At 39.2% G+C, this 22,241-nt stretch carries 17 protein-coding genes; 15 read left to right on the forward strand and 2 right to left on the reverse strand.

Features of this window, described 5'->3' with window-relative positions; genetic code table 11:
* Nucleotides 1–36 precede the first annotated feature (36 nt).
* The gene (gene galU / locus NSS66_RS13010; RefSeq protein ID WP_028542106.1) at nucleotides 37–918 is read left to right on the forward strand and encodes a UTP--glucose-1-phosphate uridylyltransferase GalU; all 882 of its coding nucleotides are present in this window, start codon (nucleotides 37–39) and stop codon (nucleotides 916–918) included.
* 88 nt (nucleotides 919–1,006) lie between these two features.
* Here galU and NSS66_RS13015 read toward each other — a convergent pair whose 3' ends face one another.
* A complete protein-coding gene (locus tag NSS66_RS13015) occupies nucleotides 1,007–3,463 on the reverse strand; it encodes an O-antigen ligase family protein (RefSeq protein WP_075154825.1) in 2,457 nt (818 codons plus the stop codon).
* 150 nt (nucleotides 3,464–3,613) lie between these two features.
* On the opposite strand from NSS66_RS13015, the gene NSS66_RS13020 reads away from it, so the two are divergent.
* The 7 genes from NSS66_RS13020 to NSS66_RS13050 all read left to right on the forward strand — a co-directional run bounded on the left by NSS66_RS13020 (nucleotide 3,614) and on the right by NSS66_RS13050 (nucleotide 13,509).
* On the forward strand, nucleotides 3,614–4,402 hold the full coding sequence (locus NSS66_RS13020; protein WP_028542104.1) for an ABC transporter permease: 789 nt from the start codon (nucleotides 3,614–3,616) through the stop codon (nucleotides 4,400–4,402).
* Nucleotides 4,403–4,412: 10 nt separating this feature from the next.
* Nucleotides 4,413–5,720, forward strand: a complete 1,308-nt coding sequence (locus NSS66_RS13025; protein WP_028542103.1) for an ABC transporter ATP-binding protein — start codon at nucleotides 4,413–4,415, stop codon at nucleotides 5,718–5,720.
* Between the two features lie 13 nt (nucleotides 5,721–5,733).
* Nucleotides 5,734–7,272 (forward strand): asparagine synthase (glutamine-hydrolyzing), encoded by a 1,539-nt coding sequence (gene asnB, locus NSS66_RS13030; RefSeq protein ID WP_071558171.1) that lies wholly within the window; start codon nucleotides 5,734–5,736, stop codon nucleotides 7,270–7,272.
* Nucleotides 7,269–7,682: an adenylyltransferase/cytidyltransferase family protein gene (locus tag NSS66_RS13035; RefSeq protein WP_013312205.1), complete on the forward strand. Its 414-nt coding sequence runs from the start codon at nucleotides 7,269–7,271 to the stop codon at nucleotides 7,680–7,682. The genes asnB and NSS66_RS13035 overlap by 4 nt, the downstream gene beginning before the upstream one ends.
* A 42-nt stretch (nucleotides 7,683–7,724) precedes the next feature.
* Nucleotides 7,725–11,561, forward strand: a complete 3,837-nt coding sequence (locus tag NSS66_RS13040; RefSeq protein ID WP_233903914.1) for a glycosyltransferase — start codon at nucleotides 7,725–7,727, stop codon at nucleotides 11,559–11,561.
* A gap of 69 nt (nucleotides 11,562–11,630) precedes the next feature.
* Nucleotides 11,631–12,767 (forward strand): hypothetical protein, encoded by a 1,137-nt coding sequence (locus tag NSS66_RS13045; protein WP_340959085.1) that lies wholly within the window; start codon nucleotides 11,631–11,633, stop codon nucleotides 12,765–12,767.
* A gap of 13 nt (nucleotides 12,768–12,780) precedes the next feature.
* The gene (locus NSS66_RS13050) at nucleotides 12,781–13,509 is read left to right on the forward strand and encodes a sugar phosphate nucleotidyltransferase (RefSeq protein WP_028542099.1); all 729 of its coding nucleotides are present in this window, start codon (nucleotides 12,781–12,783) and stop codon (nucleotides 13,507–13,509) included.
* Nucleotides 13,510–13,686: 177 nt separating this feature from the next.
* On the opposite strand, the gene NSS66_RS13055 is transcribed toward NSS66_RS13050, so the two are convergent.
* Nucleotides 13,687–15,561: a hypothetical protein gene (locus NSS66_RS13055; RefSeq protein WP_340959086.1), complete on the reverse strand. Its 1,875-nt coding sequence runs from the start codon at nucleotides 15,559–15,561 to the stop codon at nucleotides 13,687–13,689.
* A gap of 83 nt (nucleotides 15,562–15,644) precedes the next feature.
* Between NSS66_RS13055 and rfbC the strand changes: the two genes are divergently transcribed.
* The 7 genes from rfbC to NSS66_RS13085 all read left to right on the forward strand — a co-directional run bounded on the left by rfbC (nucleotide 15,645) and on the right by NSS66_RS13085 (nucleotide 22,169).
* Entirely contained in the window at nucleotides 15,645–16,190 is a 546-nt protein-coding gene (gene rfbC, locus NSS66_RS13060; RefSeq protein WP_339201011.1) for a dTDP-4-dehydrorhamnose 3,5-epimerase, read from the forward strand.
* A gap of 27 nt (nucleotides 16,191–16,217) precedes the next feature.
* Nucleotides 16,218–17,237 (forward strand): dTDP-glucose 4,6-dehydratase, encoded by a 1,020-nt coding sequence (gene rfbB, locus NSS66_RS13065; RefSeq protein ID WP_028542095.1) that lies wholly within the window; start codon nucleotides 16,218–16,220, stop codon nucleotides 17,235–17,237.
* A 1-nt stretch (nucleotide 17,238) separates the two neighbouring features.
* Nucleotides 17,239–18,111 carry a dTDP-4-dehydrorhamnose reductase gene (rfbD, locus tag NSS66_RS13070; protein ID WP_340959089.1) on the forward strand — a complete coding sequence of 291 codons (873 nt, stop codon included), beginning with the start codon at nucleotides 17,239–17,241 and terminating at the stop codon, nucleotides 18,109–18,111.
* 192 nt (nucleotides 18,112–18,303) lie between these two features.
* Nucleotides 18,304–19,215, forward strand: coding sequence for a glycosyltransferase family 2 protein (locus NSS66_RS13075; RefSeq protein WP_445671357.1), 912 nt, complete (start codon nucleotides 18,304–18,306; stop codon nucleotides 19,213–19,215).
* Nucleotides 19,216–19,414: 199 nt separating this feature from the next.
* Nucleotides 19,415–19,492 (forward strand): putative holin-like toxin, encoded by a 78-nt coding sequence (locus NSS66_RS26850; RefSeq protein WP_354005523.1) that lies wholly within the window; start codon nucleotides 19,415–19,417, stop codon nucleotides 19,490–19,492.
* Nucleotides 19,493–19,863: 371 nt separating this feature from the next.
* Nucleotides 19,864–20,772: a glycosyltransferase family 2 protein gene (locus NSS66_RS13080; protein WP_340959090.1), complete on the forward strand. Its 909-nt coding sequence runs from the start codon at nucleotides 19,864–19,866 to the stop codon at nucleotides 20,770–20,772.
* Entirely contained in the window at nucleotides 20,769–22,169 is a 1,401-nt protein-coding gene (locus tag NSS66_RS13085; protein ID WP_023990580.1) for an undecaprenyl-phosphate glucose phosphotransferase, read from the forward strand. The genes NSS66_RS13080 and NSS66_RS13085 overlap by 4 nt, the downstream gene beginning before the upstream one ends.
* Nucleotides 22,170–22,241: the final 72 nt, after the last annotated feature.

Below are 22,241 nucleotides of genomic sequence, written 5' to 3' on the forward strand. Positions count from 1 at the left end.
AATTTAGTAAGTTTTGTTGAAAAGGAGTTTTAACCTATGAAAATCCGTAAAGCGATTATTCCTGCTGCGGGATTAGGGACCCGGTTCCTTCCTGCTACGAAAGCGATGCCTAAAGAGATGCTTCCCATTGTAGACAAACCAACAATTCAATATATTATTGAAGAGGCTGTTGCATCTGGTATAGAGGATATCATTATCGTTACTGGTAAAGGCAAAAGGGCGATTGAGGATCATTTTGACTACTCCTTTGAGCTGGAGCATAATTTGACTGCGAAGGAAAAATGGGATCTGCTCAATGAAGTGCGTAAACCATCGGAGATGGCAGATATCCACTATATTCGTCAAAAGGAACCCAAAGGGTTGGGGCACGCTATCTGGTGTGCACGTAAGTTTATCGGTGACGAACCTTTTGCCGTCCTTTTAGGGGATGACATCGTTGAGTCTGAGAATCCGTGCCTCAAACAGATGATAGACGTGTTCGATGAGTATCAGCGTTCTGTTGTAGGTGTAAAACAAGTGGATTGGAACGAGGTACATCGTTACGGCATAGTTGAAGGTCATGCACTTACTTCCAAAATCTCTGAGGCGGAACGATTGGTAGAAAAGCCAAAGAAGGAAGAAGCAACCTCCAACTTGGCGATTATGGGACGTTATATCTTGACGCCTGATATTTTTGATATCCTGGGCCAGCAATCTGCGGGAGTAGGCGGGGAGATTCAATTGACGGACGCATTGTCCAAGCTGGGAGAAAAGAATCCGATCCTGGCCTACGAGTTTGACGGGAATCGCCATGATGTTGGCGAGAAATTGGGATTCATTGAAACTACTATTCATTATGCTCTGCAGCATAACGAAATCAAGGATGAAGTACTGGCTTATATGAGACAGGTTATTGAAAAGATTGACCAACAAAAATAGACAGCTCACCTAACCTCACCTAACCTTATCAAAATAAAAAAGAGACTACCGGATGATATAACATCATCTGATAGTCTCTTTTTTTCTGTTATTTCTCCGATTTTAACTGAGCAATTTGCTCTTTTTCCTTCGGATCAGCTTTTATTAGTTTATCGTACAATGCTTTGTCATCCTGCCCTTGCTTTTGCAGAGCGACGATATAATATCGAGCAATCTCACGATTTGTAGCGTCGCTCAGGTCGTCTTTCAAGCCGTTTTTGAGGATGCTTGCAGCCTCAGCAGGCTTACCTGACATGAACTCAATTTTTCCAGTACTGAGCGCAATACCCGGAGTTACTTCAAAAGTACGTGTCAACTCAATTTCAGGTGGAACCGTCTTAATATGAGCTACCCCATCCAGAACCTTCTGATAAGCAGCGAGACCTGCTTGGAAATATTTCTGTTCCTTGGCTGTGTCTTTCTGCTCATGTGCCTTATTACCAATAGTGTAAGCTTGGGTAATCAACATATTGTACCAGTCATTGTCCCAGACAAAGTTGGAAATGTTATTTTCCAAAATACTGAAGGCTTGCTCATGCTCACCTTTTGCTTTTAAAAGGTTAACTTTGGAGTTATACATGATTTTATTATACGGTTCTGCCTTCAGGCCCGTATTAAGTACCTCTATTGCAGCGTTATAAAATTCCTCTTTTTTCGTTTGATCATACACATTCTTGTACAGTGCAGCCAATCTTATAACCGAATCTGGGTGCGTAGGACGAAGTTCAAGATCCTTATTAATGGCACTTTGGATTTCCTCAAAAGATGTGCTGACCGCCATGATCTGTTTGGCAGATGTGGCAGCATTGGCCGATTGCACAAAGCGGAGACCTGCAAAAAGCACCACAATGGTTAGAATGCCGATGACTGCACTATACATGATTCGGAATCCGGAAGCACTCATGGACAGGCGTTTAAGCGGCTTGCTGTCCATAGCAGCGGCCATACCACCGAGACTCACAAATACCAGTATGCCCATGAACACGTAACTCAGATTAAAGTCTAGCAAGCTATGAAGTAAGATTGAGAGTGCCAAAATGAGATACAGGAAGTGAGAATCCCGTTCTTCATCATCTTGTCTCATATAGCTACGGATATATTTATAGAAAATATATAAGATAAATGACATGAAAATTACAAAACCGAGAATACCAACTTCAACCAGATACTGCATGAAGAAGTTATGGGCCTGACGGCTTGTGTAAGGATAATCTTGGTATTTCTCGTATAAAGTAGCCCAACCGCCGCCCCCGGTGCCAATAACAGGATGATCTTTAATCAATTTGGCAGCATCCTGATAGAATACAAGTCGTTCCAGTACACTATGCTGCCGGAAATTGATATTTTCAAACCGGACCTGGACGTTTTCTGGTAGTACGCTGCGCAGGCCAGTTCCAATAAACAGAAAAGCCAGCAAGCCAATCACCACAACTGATCCAACAGGTAGCCACAGGTTGGATAACTTGCGGGAGGCCCATCCTTTGAGGGCATTTTCCAACTTCGGTGCCAGATAACGTTCAACAAGCCACAGTACGACAGCTACAGCCAGGGAGACACCAATAAGTAACCCCCAAGCCTTCGCAGCCTCTCCGCCGTTGTAGGTCTTGTTGAGTTGTAAACCCATATTTGTAATTGGCGCCAAGATAGATATTGACGCTACACCAGCAATGGCGCAATGTAAAATCCATATAATTTGGCGTGCTGGTTTAAAGAAAAGCAAAAGCAGCACGAAAACGACTGGCAACATAACCAGACCGCCCCGTGACAAGGTCAGGAACAGCGAGACCAGGATGGGCACCAACATGAAACCATGAGTAGCCTTGCCATACCATGATTTTGATTTCATTAAACAAAAAACGGCAGCGAATAGGAAAGCCATTAGAAAGGCGGCATATGTATTCGCATATTGAAACACTGATGTCAGCCGGAGACCATTTGTATCTGTCATAACTGCATTGGTATAACGATATTGATACACATATTGGGTAAACCAGCCTACCATCTTGCCGGCAAGTACCCACTGTCCAAACCAGTTAATAAAGCCAAAGCCTACAATGACATAAGCAACAGTCATAATCAGGTTGTGAATAATCTTATTGCCTAAGCGATCTTGTAGTAGATAGATTGAGATGATAAACAGAGCGGCATATATGCACTGTACCACCACCATATTCATGGCCAGGTAATGCGAAGCTGCTGAAGTCAGTGAAAGCACATAAGACAGGGGAAGCAGCAGTACTAATACAGCCAGCCAATCCCTTTGCTCTTCCAGCTTGAATTTCTTATAATAAGATACGATTGCCAGGATCAACAGAATCGAGGCGATGATAACAGCCCAATAGAGAGGCTTTTCAAAATCGAGCATTTGCCCATTAAAAAGTGCAGCCTGGAAGGGAGCCCAAGCTAAAAACAGAATCATGCCAACAATTAACACCCAAAACATAGCCGGCCTTTTATCGTCACGGGTCGACGTTTTGGCCTGTTTCCCGTATACTGGATTCGACAAGGTTTACAATCTCCTTTTCTTGTAGATACGTCAACATTTTAGCATATCGTAGCTGTTAGAGCCATATCGCAAGAATAATCCTGTCAAATTTTAACATTATTGTATTGTAAGAGACTTACCAAACCATGTTTAAGGTCGTGACACACTCGTATGAATTTAACTCAAAACTTTTCGAAAAATTTAAAGTTACTCTGGGAATTGTCTAAAAAAGATATTAAATCTAGATACCTTGGTTCATTCATGGGGGTACTCTGGGCTTTTATACATCCTATGGTATCTATACTTGTTTATTGGGTCGTATTTCAGGTTGGTTTTAAAAATGTACCTATTGGAGATACTCCCTTTATACTTTGGTTATTAACAGGAATGGTGCCTTGGTTATTCTTTTCTGAAAGCTTAGCAACTGCAACCAATAGTATTATAGAAAACAATTATTTGGTAAAGAAGATTGTTTTCCGAGTTGGTTTGCTGCCGATGGTGAAAATTTTGTCTGCTCTTTTTGTACATGTATTTTTTATCATTGTTCTTTTCATTATGTTTAAAATATACAATGTTGAATTTACGATTTATAACATTCAAATCCTTTATTATTTATTAGCCACGATTTTTCTTTCCTTGTCCATTTCTTACATAACAGCGACATTAGTTGTTTTTGTAAAGGATGTTGGTCAAGTTGTTGCGGTATTTATTCAGCTATTCTTTTGGCTTACGCCGATCTTCTGGAATTTAAATATTGTTGAGGATAAGTATCAGTTTTTCTTTAAACTAAATCCTGTTTTTTATATTGTCGAGGGATATCGGGATACTTTTATTGATCACAAATGGTTCTGGGAGCATCCATCAATGACGATCTACTTTTGGGCTATTGTGATTATCGCAGGTACGATAGGAATCAAAATTTTCAAGAAAATGAAATCTCATTTTGCAGATGTATTGTGAGGAGAAAATGATGAATCAAACAGAATCAGTTGCTGTGGAAGTTAATAACGTCACTAAAATATATAAAATATATGATAATCCCAATGAGCGATTAAAAGAGGCTGTTCATCCCTTTAAAAAAAAGTATCATTCTGAATTTAAGGCCATCAGTGACCTGTCCTTTTCCATAAATAAAGGACAAGCGATTGGTATTATTGGTAAAAATGGTTCTGGAAAATCGACTCTTTTAAAGATGATCACAGGCGTGATTACTCCCACCAACGGAAGCATTAAAGTGAATGGGAAAGTTGCTGCTCTTTTGGAATTGGGCGCGGGTTTTAATCCGGATTTAACAGGAATGGAAAACATATATTTGAACGGAACCCTTATGGGGTATAGCAAAATAGAGATGGATGGTAAACTTGAATCTATTGTATCCTTCGCGGATATCGGGGACTTCATTAATCAACCAGTCAAAATGTACTCCAGTGGTATGTTTGCCCGTTTAGCCTTTGCAGTAGCTATCAATGTTGATCCAGATATTTTGATTGTGGATGAGGCCTTGTCTGTTGGAGATATTTATTTTCAGGCAAAATGTATTACCAAAATGAAAGAGCTCTCCAAAAAAAGTACGGTTTTATTTGTCTCACATTCCATGGATACCATTAAAAGTTTTTGTGATACAGCGCTGCTGATTGATAAAGGACACATGGTCGAAATTGGTCCAGTGAAACGTGTAGCACAAATTTATGAAAACATTGTTAACCAGGAAATTGCAGATATGAAACGTGTTCAATCTTTGGATGTATTTGTTAATTCTGAAACAGATAAGAAAAGTTCGCTGTTGCTATTAGAAGAGGACCCTGCTTTTGCAAAACGTGCTAATGAGTTTCGTTCTGGAACGGGAGATGCGCGCTTTATAAGAGCAGACTTGTTAGTCAATGGAGAAGTTGTTAACCAGGTCCCTTTTGGCGAAATGGTTACTTTGCGTTTATTGGCACAATATTATAAAGATATAGATTCTGAGGGAACCATTGGCTACATGGTTAGAAACCATACTGGTGTCGATGTGTTTGGCATGAATATCTATAATAAAGCAAAATTAGTTCCGAAAATGCAAGCGGGGGGCATTCTGGAGGTTAACTTTAATTTCCGTAATCTATTATCTGAAAGTGGTAAATACACCATTTCTATTGGTTTGAAGCCTAAGCCTTTTGAGCCTCTTTATCTGGATAGCGTAAGTATAGCAGCTGTTTTTGAGGTTCCTAAGCCAGAGAATAATTACGTACCAGGATTAATATTTGTAGATAACACAATAGATTTGCAAGTCATTAATTAAGGCTGGTGATAAAATGTGTGGGATTTTGTTTTCTAATGTAGCCATAAATAAAGAAGTATTTCTTAATTCATTAAATATAATGAAACACCGGGGGCCTACGGCCCCACTTTGTGTATATCAGAGTGAAAACTTTATGCTGGGGCATAACAGATTAAGTATCTTAGATTTGGATCGGAGAAGTGATCAGCCTTTTTTCTCTGATGACGGAAGATATGTGATTATATTTAACGGAGAGATTTATAATTATAAAGAATTAGCCTCCAATTATTCAATTCAAATGAGAACAAACTCAGATACTGAACTTTTATTGAAGCTTTATATTCAATATGGTCCCCAAATGTTGAATTGGCTTAATGGAATGTTCAGTTTTATTGTTTTAGACGTCCAGCAGAAATCATTTTTTGTAGCACGAGATCGTATGGGAGTAAAACCGCTTTATTACAACAGATATGGGGAAGAGTTCATTTTCAGTTCTGAAATTGCTCCATTGCTCCCATTAGTCCACAACATTTCTATAGATCAAGAAGCCGTAAGACAATATAAAAAGATGAGATGCTTTTTTAATGATCGTACTATCTATAATGAAATAAAAGAGTTTCCACCAGGATATTATTACGAGAATGGCGAATTTATTAAATATTGGGAAATTGATTACTCTGAAAAAGAACCTCCTTCCGATGAGGAACTTGAGTTTCTAATTCGCTCTGCAGTAGAGTACCGTAAGATCGCAGATGTTGAAATTGGAAGTTACCTAAGCGGGGGATTGGACAGCACGATTATTACTGCACTTGCCAGAGTAGAGCATACTTGGACTGTTGGTTTTGAAGATTATAATGAGTTTCAGTGGTCTGAAATCGCAGCAACAAGATACAATACCATTCATCATCCGATATTGTTTGAACCTGATCACTTTTTATCATTAGCTCGAGAGCTTATAACTGTAAAAAAAGAGCCTCTGTCTGTGCCCAACGAAGTGTTACTGTATCATATGACTCAGCAAGCATCTGCTAAAAATACAGTCATATTAAGCGGAGAAGGCGCTGATGAGCTTTTTTTTGGGTATGACCGTATTTTCAGATGGGCTAGTAGCGCTACAGACTTTGATATCCGAGCCTTTAGTGAACTCTACACCTACGGATCTGAAGATGATATAGAGATTGTAGAAGACGCTTTGGCACCTTTCATGAAGTTAAAGTCACCTCAAAAAATCGTAGCTGCATTCTTCCAGCAAGCCCATTTGAGAGGGTTACTTAAAAGGCTGGATAGTGCCTCAATGTTAAATTCCGTAGAAGCAAGATCTCCTTTCTTGGACTATAGATTAATTGAAAGGCTTGCAGGTGTAGACTCTCTGTACAAAATGAAGGATGGGGTTGTTAAGGCTCCTCTCAAGAGAATTTTTAAAGATATTGTCCCTGCAGAGATTGTAAACAGAAAAAAGGTGGGTTTTCCTGTTCAACTTGAAAGAGTCCTATCTTCTGAGAAAATTGAAGGGAAGACGACATTCGACAAATGGTTTAACTTCAATTTAACTACGTTAGGAGAAATCTTATGATTATCGGCTATACTTCCGGAGTCTTCGATTTATTTCATATTGGGCATTTGAATTTGCTGAGAAATGCTAAATCACTCTGTGATAAACTCATTGTTGGTGTGACAACAGATGAGTTAGTTTCATATAAGTACAAAAAAGCAGTAATTCCTTTTGAGGAAAGAATTGAGATTGTCAGAAACATCAGCTTTGTTGATACTGTAATTCCTCAGGACTCCATGGATAAATTTGAGGTTTGGCAAAAATTAAAATATGACGTAATGTTCGTTGGTGATGATTGGTTTCAAAATGAACGTTGGGACCAGTATGAGTTGCAGTTTAAGGAAGTTGGAGTGAAAATTATATATTTTCCCTATACGAAGAGTACATCATCGACTTTACTGAATGAGACATTACTGAAATTAAGAAAATAAGTATAAGATTTTTGCCTGAAAGGAAGAGGTTTTGCAGTGAATATGAACAGATCTATAGCTTTTGTCATTCACAATCTAGTTTTATATGAAACGATTAAGCCTTTAATTGAGGAGTGTGAAAGAAAGCAGATCGTTTGTGATATTTATGTCCCTCACATTGAAGAAGAAGATTGGGGCGACATGTCCTTAGATACCTATCATTATTTGAAGAACAACGGTATAAAAGTGACTCTAACAAGCTCTGTACCTGACAAGGCATATAAAATAGCTTTCTATCCTTATCTCCCTTATTATTTGGAAGTTAAGTCCGATTATAAGTTTAGATATCAGTATGGAATGGCTAAACCAAACTGGAATTTAGATACATGGAGTCGGAATTTCGATTTTATCTTTTGTAATGGGCTGTATGATTCCTCAGTTCTGGCAGCGTACACTCAGACTGAAATCGTAGGAATGATTAAATACGCCAAATTTCAAAGGAAGAAGCGCGAAACGGATAAATATAATTTGCTTTATTTGCCTACGTATGGGAATGAGTCGTCTATTGAGCTTGTTATGAACCATATTGAAGAAATGTCAGATACCTTTAATATGAAGGTGAAATTGCATCATGGCACTTCTTTTTTGGAGCATGAACGGGTTAGTCTAGTTAAGTCGCATATCCCTGATGTGCTTGATCACAAGGCTTCTCTTGTTCATTTAATAGAGGAAGCTGATGTGATATTGTCTGACGGCTCTGGGGCTATATTTGATGCGCTGTTTACGGACACTCCAATTGTAATATTCCAACATCCCCAAACAGAATCTTTCGAGGGGATTTTACCTTTGGAAGAGCAAATAGTTCAGCAAAACATTGTTCCTTTTGTGAGCGATAACGGCAATATTAAACAAACTTTACTTAATGCAATCTTAGATGAACAACTAATACAACAAAGAAGGAAATTTACTCTAGAGATGTTTCCGGTTAAAGGAAGAGAGACGATAGATAAGTGTATGGATGTAATTAACAGATTTCTAAAAGATGACGTGGACCATGCTTATAGAGCAGGGCATACACGCCTGAAAAATGAATTTAATGAATTACAAACTCATAATCAAACTCAAAGCCAAGAAATAGAGCAGCAAAAACAACACATTGTTGAGCATATGGATCAGATTAACACATTGATTCAAACGCGAGATCATCAGGAAAATGTAATAAGCAGCATGTCAGCAGATTTTAAATCTCTGTCTGAAAAGAAAGATGAATTAGAACAGCAATATGTTCAACTTACACAGGATTATAATAATGAAAAAAACAACTTGGATATATTAAATCATCAATATAGACAACTATTTGGTCAATATAATGAACTGAACACCCAGTTCAGTGAGTTGGAAGAATATAATGGAAGACTGTCTACAGAGATTCATAATATTTATAACTCTAAAAGGTGGAAAATGGCGAATAAACTTAAACATATCTTACACAAGTCCAAAATGATATATGTTCTTAAGGGATATAGAGTATGGAAAAGTTATGGCACCACTATTTTACTGAAAAAGATAAAATCTAAAGTGTCGCATAAGCTTAAAAGAACTAACGCGGGGGATCAGCCGATTGATCTACGCAAAGATGAAGGGAATTACAATCAGTTATTAACCTGGTATGAGTATAAATTTTACAATTATAAAGTATCTAAAGACAACTCATTTTCTCTGGCTCTTGATAAGTTCGAGATTGAGTTTGAGAAGGATCTTATATCGGTTGTCCTTCCTGTATATAACGGTGAGGATTATGTATCAAAAGCTATTGATAGTATTCTGCAGCAATCTTACAAGTATTTTGAACTCATTATTATTAACGATGGTTCAAAAGACTCAACGGCAGAAATTATTGATAAGTATGCTAAAGCAGATCATCGTATCAGAGTAGTTCATCAGGAAAATCGTAAGATACCAAGAACATTATCTAGAGGTTTTAAGCTAGCCAAGGGTGAATATCATACGTGGACAAGTGCAGATAATATCCTCCCTGAAAATTTCCTGGAGAAGATGGTAGCTGATCTTAAACGTGATGAAAATATTGGTATGGTGTATGCGAACATGAGGTTAATCGACTCTGCCGGTCAAGTGATTTCCAACCATGGCTGGTATGAAGAACCACAGTTCAGTGGCAATGTTATGCTGCCTAAGTCTGCATTGGAGTTAAACGTATATCCTAACAATACAATTGGTGCAGCTTTTATGTATAGGGCCAAGGTAACCCAGTTATTGGGTGACTATTCTAGTTATAAGCATACCCTTGAAGATTATGATTACTGGATGAGAGTGAACTCTCTATTTGAGCTCAAACATGTGACGTTCGATGAGCCTATATATGATTATCGCTGGCACGATAAGTCACTGACCGCTTTAGATCAAGAACTGGGCATCACCTCTAACAGATATAAACTCATGGTACTTGATGATTTTAGAAGAGATTTTTATCTGACCCCATTAGTGTGGATCATTGAGGGAGATGCTACTGAAGCTGGTGAGTTTAAGAACTATGTTCTGACTAAAGGACATACTGTGGTTGGAAGAGATGAAGTGAATACGATTGTTGGTCTTAATTTGGCAACGCCTATTTGCTATTTGTATATAAAAACAGGTGAAGTCCATGATTTTGAATTTATTGATTTTAATGCTTCAACGTCTACGTATGCACTGCTTATAGATAAATCAGAGCATACAACAGATACATTTGTAGCTGACTATCCTTGGGATCTGAAAATAAAAGATAAAATGAATGGTGAAACAGATAGCAACTATGACTTTTTTGCGCAGGATACGGAAGTTCTGTTCTCTCTTATAAATACGAAGGTTAAGAACGATCACTTGTACCGTATTGAGGCGGTAATTGAAAGTGAACCCGTTTATAATAAGGGATTATCCGTTATTATTTGCACGTACCAGCGGAGCGAGAAACTTTCAAATGCGATTAAATCTGTCATAGAACAGTCGTTGGATAAAGCGGACTATGAAATTATTGTTGTAAATAATGATTATCTGAATGAGGAGATTCATCATTTGGTTCGTGAGTTCAGAGCAACCTATAATATTGACCAATCCTTCCTGCGATATATGGAGGCTCCATTAAAAGGGCTTTCCTTTGCACGTAATGTTGGTTTATTTGGGGCAGAGGGGGAGGTCATACTCTATATTGATGATGACGCTATCGCAAACTCCAACTTGCTTGAGGAAACCATCAGAGGATTCTCAGATCGTCCCGATATCGGGGTCATGGGTGGGAATATCATACTCAATTTACACGAGGAACGGCCTGAAGTGGTTAAACCAGGTACTGAAGCATACTGGAGTCAGCTTATTGTGGAAGGCGACGAAATTATCGATTCTAATTTTCAGTGGGAGTTCCCTTATGGAGCCAACTTTGCGGTTAGACATGCTGCGCTAATGCGAATTGGGGGCTTTAGAAGCGCCTATGGGCGTAAAGGAAACAATTACGCTGGAGGAGAAGAAATTGTTGTATCTTTTGCTATGAGAGAAATCGGCTATAAGGTTGGTCTTAATCCTAAGATGAAGGTCATTCATGATGTGGACACCTCCCGATATACTGTTGAGCATGTCAGAAAGACAATGCGAAACAGTATTTTAACCAATTACCAATTGCAAAAGGATCTGTATGCGCCGATGGAATCGGATATTGAGGCAGATAAGAATCACCTCGAAATTGTTAAAGCTGAATTAGATCATTTGCAGAAGATTCCGACTAAAAATCGAGACGTTGAAATTGATATTCTGTATAAACAATACACAGTTGAAGCGTATGAAGAGTTAATACAAATGAAGGAAAACGATATGAATTCGCGAAAACAGTTGGCAGGATCGTATAGATAATTAATAAAACTTTAAAGGCGCCTCTTTTATAAAAATAAGGGGCGCCTTTATTAGTATGGAGCGGTTAAATTGAAAATTTTATATTTCTCCCCGATCTATTGGGATGATTTAAAACAACGTCCGCAACATTTGGCCGAAGAGTTTGCTAAAATGCCGGGGGTTCACATCACCTTTGTAGAACCATCCATTAGTATACTTAATAGTATTGTAAGGCAGAACTCAGATTATAAAAAAAGAAATCAAACCATAAATGATAGCCTTCAAATATTCAGGCCTTCGGGCAGCCTGAGATTACCCCGAAGCTTTGAAAGCTTAGACGTATTTCATATGAATCAATGGTTTGAAAAGAGACAGTTGGAAGATTTAGTTTCCAGTGCAGATATCATTTGGTTAGGAAGTCCAGTCTTTTATCCTCTTATTAAATCAAATAATAATAAGAAGATTGTGTTTGATCGAATGGACGACTATGTATTTCTAACTAACAATGCATTGATGAAGAAATTACTCGAAAAGTGGGAACTTGAATTACTTGCCAAGGCGGATCTTGTTATTTCTACAAGTAACCATTTGCATAAGCATTCTCAAACATTGTGTAGACAATCTTATTTGGTGAAAAATGCTGTTGATACAGCTATACTAAATATAAATGTAGCTAGCTTGGTTGTTAGCGAGTTAGAATGGTTAAAGCACGAAGGCTACTACATTTTTGGATATGTAGGGGCGATTGACCACTGGTTTGATGTGGAAGCGGTTAGGGCTATTACTGAATTTGATGAGAAATTTGTTGTATGTTTGGTTGGGAGAAATAACCTGAATTATAATTTTGAACAGCATAATAGGATTAAATATTATGAGACTGTCCCTAAATCAGAAATTGGTGCGATTATTGATGCTTTTGATATTTGTTTATACCCCTTTTTGAGGAATTCGGATAGAATTGATACGATCAATCCAGTAAAAGTTTATGAGTATTTAAGTTTTAATAAAGTGATATTAGCGGTGGATAGCGAAGAAACAAGGCTTTTAAATCAGGAAGGAATTTATCTATATAATAGTTTAGAGGAAATAAGAAAATATCTAAAGGATATAGATACCCTGCAACGCCCTTTTTATGATCAAGAGCAACTGGAGGACTTCGTAGTCCATAATAATTGGGAAGCTCGTGCAAAAACCATTATGGAGCTGCTTATAAAAGAGCTTCAATAGGAGGAACTTAGATATGAAAGGGATTATACTAGCTGGAGGGACTGGATCTAGATTATACCCCCTTACTAAAGTTACAAACAAACATTTATTGCCAATTGGTAAATATCCGATGATATATTACTCTATTGATAAGCTCAAAAAGGCGAATATAAATGATATTTTAATCGTTACCGGAAAAGAACATATGGGAGATGTAGTTAATCTCTTAGGAAGTGGTGTCGACCTTGGAGTTACTCTGACTTACAAAGTGCAAGATGAAGCCGGGGGGATTGCCCAGGCTTTGCTTTTAGCTGAGCACTTTGTTGGCAATGACAAGATGGTTGTTATTTTGGGGGACAATGTTTTTAAAGATGATATATCATCGTTTGTTGAAAAATTCAAACTTCAAGAATCAGGAGCGAAATTACTACTTCATAAAGTGCCTGATGCTAACCGCTATGGGGTACCAGAATTACAAGGCGATAACATTGTAAATATTGAAGAAAAGCCGGAGATTCCTAAGAGTGATTATGCAGTTACGGGCATTTATATGTTCAACCACTCGGTATTCAATATCATCAAGACCTTGACTCCTTCAGCAAGAGGAGAATATGAAATAACAGATGTTAATAACGCTTATATTCAACGAAACCAACTTACATTTGATATTTTAGAGAATTGGTGGACTGATGCGGGAACACATAGTTCATTGATGCTTGCTAACAAATTAGTAAGTGAAATGAATTATGAGCTTTTTTCTTAGTATTATCATAGAACTAGCGACATCTTATATCTAAGTACTGAACATTAGAATCAGTTTAATAAATTTTATTTTGCTCGCATTAACTGATTTTACCCCAGCTAATCGGCAAACTGCTTTACACAAAAGCCCCCGATTTTTTTCGAGGGCTTTTGTGTATGCATCGACATCTGTATTGAATTAGAATAGATCTGGATTATCAGGGTATATTTTTTTGAATTGTGAACGTATAAGTTCAATTTTTTCTTTCGTGATGGATGATGTCTTTTTCAAGACTATGGTTTTTACGTTATTATCAAGAGTATAGCTCTTTAAAGGTATATAATTATTTTTAAGAGATCCGTTCATTACCTCTTCTGCGAGAATACCTACAACTTTTTGACCACTTTCACCTAAATGGTATTGTGTAGGTGATGCGATCACGACATAATCGGACTCAAAAAACGACACTGGAAAGCCATCTCTTAAATCAACGTGATGGGTCAGATTCATAAATGGAAGAGCGTTGCTATTGTCAGGCATTTCAATCTGTCTGAGTATGTCATCATTAAGAATTCCAGAGCTAGACAGAACATATACTTTATGCTGCTCTGATGAGATTTCCTTAAGATAAGCCGTTAATTGTTTTAAAACAGATATATCCGTTCTTACTCTAGGTGTTTGTTTAAAGTCACTGAATAAAGAAGAAAAATAGGTAACAGGTCGTGCATTTACATTAGTGAACGTTACCAAAAAATTACAAGCGACTAAATAAACTAGAATAACTAAGAAAACACTTTTTGCATACTTTATCTTGGACAAATAGTTTAGAATAAGAATAACGCCACAAATAAATAGAATTAATACGTTCACTGTAAGAAGATAATAATGCTGAGAAGCTAAGCTTTGAATTCTTGTAAAAAGAAAGTACGTAATAAATAAGTTCGTAACTAGAAAGATTGATATATACCTAGTTGTACTAATAAATAACAAGCCTATGCAACCAACAAGAGCTATCAGAAAAATGAAGGCACCATAATGATAAAATAAATTCTGTAAGTTACTTAAGACGTCACCAAAATAATAAGCTGAGTAGGCGTTTTTGAAGTTATTGGTTAGGGCTCTTTGAATAAATTCATTGAAGAATATAATAAGAAATAACGCGCTTGAAGATCCTATAATGAAAAAATTTAAAATAACCTGCAAGAGCTGTTTGAAGCGAAACTCTTTTTCTAGAATCCATTTGAACAAAAAAGCGATACTGATCGAGCCAAAAAGAGATACGATCCAAAACCCATACCATCTTCTTGTGAATGTTAGTAATACCAAGCAAGCTGCTAAGAGTAAAACTGCTTTTAAATTTAAGCGTTCAAAATCATTATTAAATAAGATAACAAGGGACAAGCAAATAAAAATGAGTCCTATAGAATCCAGATATCCACCTAACATAGGAGCTATCATAATTGGAAAGGTAAATGTAAGTACAAAGATCATAAAAACGTTCAACTTTGTGTTTAACTGGATTTGATCAGCAATCTTGATACATAATAAGAAAAGTATCAAACAAGAAGGATACAAGAAGCAGGTATAGATTGCCAAGACATAGCTCATGTAGCTTGTACCTAAGAACTTTAATGGTAAAGAGAGAAAGACTGTTGGGAAAACGGAATAATCGTCTCTTAAAATGCTTGCATAGATTTGTTTAGATGCTGCTATAAAATCTGTACTTAAAAGGTTATTAAATTGTATGGACGTATTCCAATAGGCTGAAAAGTCCCAATAATAAATGAAATGCTCCCTTTGAAGGAATGCGTAAATGAATATTATCCCAACTAGATAACCGCCAAAAGCTAGGTATTGCACCATTATTTCTTTCTTGGCATATGTTAAGATACCACTAATGTGTAAAATGTATGTAGCACCTATGACAAACGACTGCGCAATATTTAGACCGAATAATATGGAAATATAGTAAGAATCGACTTTAAACAGTATTAGAATCGGGATAAGTAGCCACATCAGAACCAAATAGGACCAAACAAAATTTTTATTAACTCTCGATAAATTCAAAAGCATATTCCCTCCCAATATAGTGTGCTTATTAATCTTATAGTAATCATAAATGAAAGTATATACTCAAGATGTTGGAGGTTTCGTGAATGATAATAAAGGAAGTACTTTCAGGTGCAAAAATCATTGAACCCGTGGTTCATGGTGATCACCGTGGTTTTTTTATGGAAAGTTACAATGAACAGATCATGAAAGAAAACGGAATAGACCATGCTTTTATTCAGGATAACCAATCCTTGTCTGCAGAAGCCGGTGTGATTCGTGGATTGCATTACCAACTTAATCCTAAAGCACAGACCAAACTCATTCGTGTGCTTTTTGGAGCTATCTACGATGTGATTTTGGATATTCGTAAAAGTTCTCCGACGTTCGGTCAATGGGTCGGAGTCATCTTAAGCGAGCATAATAGACGTCAGCTACTGGTGCCTAAGGGTTTTGCTCATGGGTTCTGTACGCTTGTTCCTAACACTCAAGTGCTATATAAGGTAGACGAGTATTATTCACCTGAAAATGATCGTGGAATTCTGTGGAATGATCCTGCACTAGGGATTGATTGGCCAACTTCTCATGCTATTCTTTCGGAGAAGGATCAGAAGCATCCAGCACTGGCTGACGCAAACATTAATTTTGATTAGAGGAATAATAAGATTTAGGAGGTCTGTATGAAACTTCTTGTCACCGGCGGGGCCGGATTTATAGGCAGTAACTTTGTATTGTATATGCTAAAACACCATCCAGATTACGAAATTGTAAATATAGATGCTCTTACCTATGCAGGTAACTTGGAAAATTTGAAATCCATTGAAAATAATCCCAAACATAGCTTCATCAAAATAGATATTACCGACGCACAAGCGATTGACCAGCTGATGCAGCAGGGAATCGATGTGGTAGTTAATTTTGCAGCGGAGTCACATGTGGATCGGAGTATTTTGGAACCGGAAGTGTTTGTGAAAACAAACGTATTGGGTACGCAAGTGCTACTGGACGCAGCCAAGAAATATAACGTGACCAAGTTTGTACAGGTATCAACAGATGAGGTGTACGGTTCTCTGGGAGAAACAGGATTGTTTACGGAGGAAACTCCGTTGCAGCCTAATAGTCCTTATTCTGCATCCAAGGCAGGTGGCGATCTGCTAGTTCGTGCATATCATGAAACCTTCGGTTTACCAGTGAATATCACGCGTTGTTCTAACAACTATGGTCCATACCAGTTTCCTGAAAAATTGATCCCGCTAATGATCTCACGTGCACTGAGCGATCAACAGCTACCTGTATACGGGGATGGCTTGAACATTCGCGACTGGTTGTATGTAGAGGATCATTGCAGTGCAATTGATCTGGTCATTCATCAGGGTAAACTGGGTGAAGTATACAATATCGGGGGAAATAACGAGCGGACAAATGTGCATATCGTCAAAACGGTATTGGAGGAGCTGGGCAAGCCAGAATCTCTGATTTCGTATGTGCAGGATCGTCCAGGTCATGACCGCCGTTATGGCATTGATCCAACGAAGACGATGAATGAGTTGGGCTGGAAGCCAAAGCACTCTTTTGAAACCGGCATTAAAGAAACGATTCGCTGGTATCTGGACAATGAAGAATGGTGGACTCGCATTCAATCTGGCGAATATCAACAATACTATGCAAAGCAGTACGGTTCCCGCTTGGGGGATGAGTAGAATGAAGGTATTGGTTACTGGAGCATCCGGTCAACTTGGTAAAGATGTAGTAAAGGTTTTTCAGGAGCAAGGACATGATGTCCTGGGTTACGATCGCGAACAATTAGATATCACGGATTTGCAGCAGACGGTGAAGATTGTAGGACAATATCAACCTGACGCCGTAATCCACTGTGCAGCGTATACGGCTGTGGATGCAGCGGAGACCGATGTAGACGGGGCTTATCAAGTCAACGCGGCAGGTACACGTAATATGGCGCTGGCTGCGGAAAAGGTTGGAGCCAAGCTGGTTTATATCAGTACAGATTATGTGTTCGATGGAACGGCAAAGCAGCCATATCATGAGTACGATAATACCAATCCGCAGAGTATCTACGGAAAGTCCAAACGGGCGGGGGAGGTATTGACCCAAACACTTTCCTCTAGGTATTTTATTGTTCGTACATCTTGGGTATATGGATTGCACGGGAACAATTTTGTCAAAACGATGCTGAAGCTTGGTCAGGAGAAGCCGCTCCTGCAGGTGGTGAATGATCAGAAGGGTTCACCTACCTATACAGTGGATTTGGCACGTTTCTTGACGGAATTGATTCAAACGGAGAAGTATGGCGTATACCATGCATCCAATAGTGGCTCCTGTACCTGGTATGAATTTACGCAAGCTATTTTACAGGATGCGGCGGAAATATTAGATGCCAAGATCACAGCGAAATTGGAGCCGTGCAGCACAGAGCAATTCCCCAGACCGGCAGCGCGGCCACGCAACTCTGTTATGGAGCATATAGCGATCCGAACCAACGGGTTAAATGATTTGCGCGACTGGCGTGAGGGATTGCGTGATTTTTTGCAGGAGTGTCTTAGTAAATCCGAGTAATTAAAAACCTTATTATAAATATCAACAATCTCCCATCAGTTCATGATTGGGAGATTTTATTATATTAAAGCCTATGTTGATTAAGGACGCTGAGCATTATAATGTATAAGCAGATGGAACCTATTGTCCCTCTATTACACATTTTAAAAGAAGGAGGTCATTACTCTGAACAGACCTAACATACAAATTTTATTGTCTACATATAATGGAGCAGCTTATTTAGATGAGCAAATAGAAAGTCTCATCAATCAAAAAGACGTAGAAGTTCAGATTCTAATTCGTGATGATGGCTCGACAGATGATACGGTTGCCAAGTTGAGAGTGCTGAAGCAACGTTATCCTCAACAGATTATTTTATGCCTCGAGAGCAATGTAGGGGTTATTAAAAGCTTTTTTGATTTGATTCAAAGATCGTCTGAGGCATTCGACTATTACGCTTTTTGTGATCAGGATGATGTGTGGATGCCGAATAAACTTGCTCAGGCTGTGTCTCATCTCAGGGATCAGGATGGGAGCCGGCCGCTGATGTACTGTTCTGCTACACAAATGGTCTCTCAATCATTGGAACCACTTAAAGTATGGCCAGCTGACATCCCCCGACCTGTATCCGTCTATAATGCTCTCATTGAGAATGTGTGTGTAGGTTGTACCATGGTGATCAATAAAGAAACACTCGAGCTCGTGAAAAAGAGAATTCCGACTTCTTTGGATAACATTATTATGCATGACTGGTGGATTTACTTATGCACCTCCTCTTTTGGTGAGGTTGTTTTTGACCCCGAGCCGTCCATTTTGTATCGGCAGCATCAAAACAATGTGTTGGGAGGTTCTACTGATGGCTGGGTTAGCAAGTGGAGGAAAAGACTAAGTAGATTTATAAAAGGAAAAAATCGCTATATTTTAAGCAAACAAGCCCAGCAATTTATTCAACTTTATGGACAACACATGTCTCCTCAAATGTATAAAGATATGGATCAGTTCCTGGAAAGCTACCAAAAGGGCGTATTTTCTCGTATGAAATATATTTGGCAGTCTCCATTTTATAGGCAGTCACGGTTGGACAACTGGATTTATAAGTTGGTTTTCATAATGAGGAAGTTATAGAGGTATGGAAAGAAAAATATTGAAACTTTTTTCCATATATGAGCGTCAAATAGTCAAAGGTGCAAATGAATACTAGATAAAATACCATCGAATGCGTGTTCCTTTATGGAAAAATATAGTATAATTGAAACGTGCAACCGATAGAGCTGGCAAGGGCGGTCGGCTAACTCTCCCGAGGAGGGGGGTGAAGCCTGTGACAGTGTTTGAGGCGCTCAGTTTAATGCTGACGTTCGGGGCGTTAATCGTCACACTGTTAGAGTTTAACAAACGAAAATAGACCGCCCCCGCAAGGAAGGGTCTATTTTCGGCCTGATTGTTCCAAAACCGTCCGCTCTTGGAGCGTTGGTTGCGCAGGGGCTGGCTGGCACCAGCCCTTTTTCCATGTATATCTTACCACGATGAATTTTAGACCTCAACCGAGGATTTTACAAAAATCTAATAAACGACTCCCAATGAACAATATATAGATCGAAATGGTTTCGTTTGTCTATATTTGCACTTTGGAGCGACAGGAATCGAATTTTGTGAAATTCTACTAACTATGTAAGGTTACAAGTTATGTGCTTTTTTGCGCCCCGTGGTCTGCGCGGTATGCTATAATAGGCGATAGTAGAATAGATTACTGAATTTGTCAGGAGCGTTTTAAATATGGATGTAAGCATACTGGTCGTCAACTATAATACGTGTCAATTGACGCTGGATTGTTTGCAATCGGTGTATGCGTCAAAGTCGCAGTACCGATATGAAGTGATTGTTATTGATAATCACTCCAGTGACGGATCTGTTGAGGCTATTCGTGCTGCATACCCGGAGATTACGTTGATAGCCAATAAGAATAATACAGGTTTTGCCAAGGCGAACAACCAGGGGATGGAAGTAGCCAGCGGGCGTTATGTATTGTTATTGAACTCCGATACGTTGGTGCAACCGGACACGCTGGATACAATGATTCAGTTTATGGATACGCATCCGGAGATGGGGGCATCGGGTTGCAAGGTCATCTTGCCGGATGGATCATTAGACAAGGCTTGTAAGCGAGGATTTCCAACGCCGTCAGCTTCTTTTTACTACGCTTTCGGCTGGTCGAAGCGTTACCCGGATAACCCGAAGTACAATCAATATCAGCTTGGGCATCTAAGCCCGGACGATGAGTATCCTGTAGATGTACTGGTAGGTGCTTTTATGCTGGTGCGCCGGGAGACGATTGACCAGGTCGGGGGGTTGGACGAAACCTTTTTTATGTATGGTGAGGATATTGACTGGTGTTACCGGATTAAGCAAGCGGGGTGGGGCATTTACTACTACCCGCGCACATATATTATTCATATCAAAGGGGGCAGCGCTCGCCGTCGTCCTTTGAAAATTATTTATGAGTTTCATAGAGCAATGTGGGTATTTCATCGTAAGCATTATAAACAGCAATACAGTTGGATCACCAATATGGCTGTATATGCGGGAATTACCGTGAAATTTGGAATGGCCTTTCTAAAAAATAAGTTGTCCGCACCGGTCAAGCCAGACGGCGGGGAACAATCTCGTACTGAGGTGAAAGCATGATACGCAGAAATCAGCGTTTTTTAACCCAATTATATATTGTGGCGGATTTCGCGGTCATTCAGTTGTCCTTTCTGATCGCTTGGTTTTTCAAATTTGAAAGTGAATGGATCACCTATAAAGAACCGCTTCCTATTCAAGTATATGGAGGCTGGAGCTTAATCTACGGCCTGATTGCTGTAGTGTTGGGGATGTTATTCTCGCTCTATTCGCCCAAACGCAAAAAACGGTTTGCAGACGACGTATTCCGCGTCACCCAGATTCATATTGTTGGCCTGTTCGTGCTGTTGAGTGTGATGTTCTTCGTGAAGCAAATCGACATTTCGCGGTCCTATTTGGCAATCTATATGATTGGAAACGTTCTGCTTATTTTGTTTTACCGATTTTTTTTGAAGCAAGTTCTTAAAGCTCTCCGTCAAAAAGGATACAACAAGCAATTCATGCTTATTCTCGGGGCGGGTACTCTAGGCCAACGATTTTATCATAACCTTGGACAGTATCCTGATCTGGGATACGAGGTAGTGGGTTTTCTGGATGATAAGCGGCATTGGAGTGAAGAGGAAGAGGCGCATTTTCGCCCGATTCTTGGAGGCTTAGATCAATTGGAGGCTACGCTGTCGCGTCTGATGATTGACGAGGTCATTCTGGCGCTGCCGCTGGATGCTCATGATAAGTACCCCAAGATTATCAACATGTGTGAAAAAGCTGGAGTGCGCACGCTTATAATCCCCGACTTTTTCGATTATTTGCCGGCTCGCCCGTACTTTGACAACTTTGCAGGTATGCCGATGATCAATGTACGGGATATTCCACTGGATGTGGCGGGGAATCGATTGTTTAAGCGTCTGTTCGATATTTTATTCTCTTTATTCGCGATTCTCCTGACCTCTCCGATCATGCTAGGGGTGGCGATTGGTGTGATGATTACATCCAGAGGGCCAATCATTTTTAAGCAGGAGCGGGTAGGCTTGAACCGTCGCACCTTCCGAATGTACAAATTTCGTTCGATGAAGGTGCTGCCCCCTGGAACTGAAGATACGGGCTGGACGACTGCTAATGACCCAAGACGCACACGTTTTGGTACTTTTATTCGTAAAACGAGTCTCGACGAGTTGCCGCAATTTTTCAACGTTCTGCTGGGTGATATGAGTGTCGTTGGTCCACGCCCAGAACGACCCTATTATGTGGATCAGTTCCGTGAGGAAATTCCAAAATACATGGTGAAGCATCATGTTCGTCCTGGAATCACAGGCTGGGCACAGAGCAATGGGTTGCGTGGAGATACATCTATTGAGGAACGGATTAAGCATGACATTTTCTATATTGAGAACTGGTCGCTCTTATTCGATATTAAAATTATTTTCCGTACGATTCGCAATGGTTTCAAGAACGCGTATTAATCCAGAGTCACCCTTCGGTTTAGCCGGAGGGTGTTTTTGCGTCTGGCAGTTGTTTTGAGTATGCGTATGTGG

The sequence above is a fragment of the Paenibacillus sp. FSL R10-2748 genome, from assembly GCF_038005565.1.
GTDB lineage: Bacteria > Bacillota > Bacilli > Paenibacillales > Paenibacillaceae > Paenibacillus > Paenibacillus polymyxa_B.

Coding starts and splice junctions, on each gene's coding strand:
- NSS66_RS13055 (WP_340959086.1), bottom strand. CDS start 15,561: ATGCTTTTGAATTTATCGAGAGTTAATAAAAATTTTGTTTGGTCCTAT.
- NSS66_RS13040 (WP_233903914.1), top strand. CDS start 7,725: ATGAACAGATCTATAGCTTTTGTCATTCACAATCTAGTTTTATATGAA.
- galU (WP_028542106.1), top strand. CDS start 37: ATGAAAATCCGTAAAGCGATTATTCCTGCTGCGGGATTAGGGACCCGG.
- NSS66_RS13080 (WP_340959090.1), top strand. CDS start 19,864: ATGGATGTAAGCATACTGGTCGTCAACTATAATACGTGTCAATTGACG.
- rfbC (WP_339201011.1), top strand. CDS start 15,645: ATGATAATAAAGGAAGTACTTTCAGGTGCAAAAATCATTGAACCCGTG.
- asnB (WP_071558171.1), top strand. CDS start 5,734: ATGTGTGGGATTTTGTTTTCTAATGTAGCCATAAATAAAGAAGTATTT.
- NSS66_RS13050 (WP_028542099.1), top strand. CDS start 12,781: ATGAAAGGGATTATACTAGCTGGAGGGACTGGATCTAGATTATACCCC.
- NSS66_RS13025 (WP_028542103.1), top strand. CDS start 4,413: ATGAATCAAACAGAATCAGTTGCTGTGGAAGTTAATAACGTCACTAAA.
- rfbB (WP_028542095.1), top strand. CDS start 16,218: ATGAAACTTCTTGTCACCGGCGGGGCCGGATTTATAGGCAGTAACTTT.
- NSS66_RS13020 (WP_028542104.1), top strand. CDS start 3,614: ATGAATTTAACTCAAAACTTTTCGAAAAATTTAAAGTTACTCTGGGAA.
- rfbD (WP_340959089.1), top strand. CDS start 17,239: ATGAAGGTATTGGTTACTGGAGCATCCGGTCAACTTGGTAAAGATGTA.
- NSS66_RS13035 (WP_013312205.1), top strand. CDS start 7,269: ATGATTATCGGCTATACTTCCGGAGTCTTCGATTTATTTCATATTGGG.
- NSS66_RS13085 (WP_023990580.1), top strand. CDS start 20,769: ATGATACGCAGAAATCAGCGTTTTTTAACCCAATTATATATTGTGGCG.